This is a genomic window from Streptomyces sp. NPDC050743 (assembly GCF_044456925.1).
Lineage (GTDB): Bacteria > Actinomycetota > Actinomycetes > Streptomycetales > Streptomycetaceae > Streptomyces.
This window is the reverse complement of sequence record NZ_JBITGJ010000003.1, coordinates 21,905-22,496: the sequence shown is the minus strand read 5'-3', so window position 1 is coordinate 22,496 and position 592 is coordinate 21,905. Positions and strand designations below refer to the sequence as shown.

Below are 592 nucleotides of genomic sequence, written 5' to 3'. Positions count from 1 at the left end.
CTCACTCCCGGGCCCCACATCGTCAGCACGCCCGTGTGCCAGGTCGGGACTGTGCCTGTCTCCTGGCCCACCGTCGGCACCCCGCCGGGCTGTCGGGCCGGGGCCGCGCCCGGCTCCGAGCCCCACGTCTGCAACGCGCCCGTCTGCCTGGGCGGGACTGTTGGCGCCTCCGGGGTCGGTGCCAGTGGCGTGGCCGTCTGCCAGGCCGGGTCTAGGCCCTTCTCGGGGCCCAGTGTCGGCACCCTGCCGGTTAGCCGGGCCGGGGCTGCGCTCATCTCCGAGTCGCGTGTCGGAAACGCAACCGTCTGCTCGTTCGGGGCTACGCCCGTCTCCAGGCGCGGCGTTGGCGTCGTGGCCGTCTGCCCGGCCGGGGCTGCTGTGCCCGCCTCCGGGCCCCACATCGTCAGCACGCCCGTCTGCCAGGCCGGAACTACGCCCGTCTCCTGGCCCACCGTCGGTACCCAGCCGGGCTGCCGAGCCGGGACCGCGCTCACCCCCGGGCCCCACATCGTCAGCACGCCCGTCTGCCAGGCCGGAACTACGCCCGTCTCCTGGCCCACCGTCGGTACCCAGCCGGGCTGCCGAGCCGGGA

Annotated in this window: 1 pseudogene; it reads right to left on the bottom strand. The window is 75.3% G+C overall.

Going from position 1 to position 592, the window contains the following annotated elements:
- A pseudogene (locus tag ACIBJF_RS04320) lies at positions 1–560 on the bottom strand (hypothetical protein); the annotation flags it as partial.
- Between the last annotated feature and the right edge of the window lie 32 nt (positions 561–592).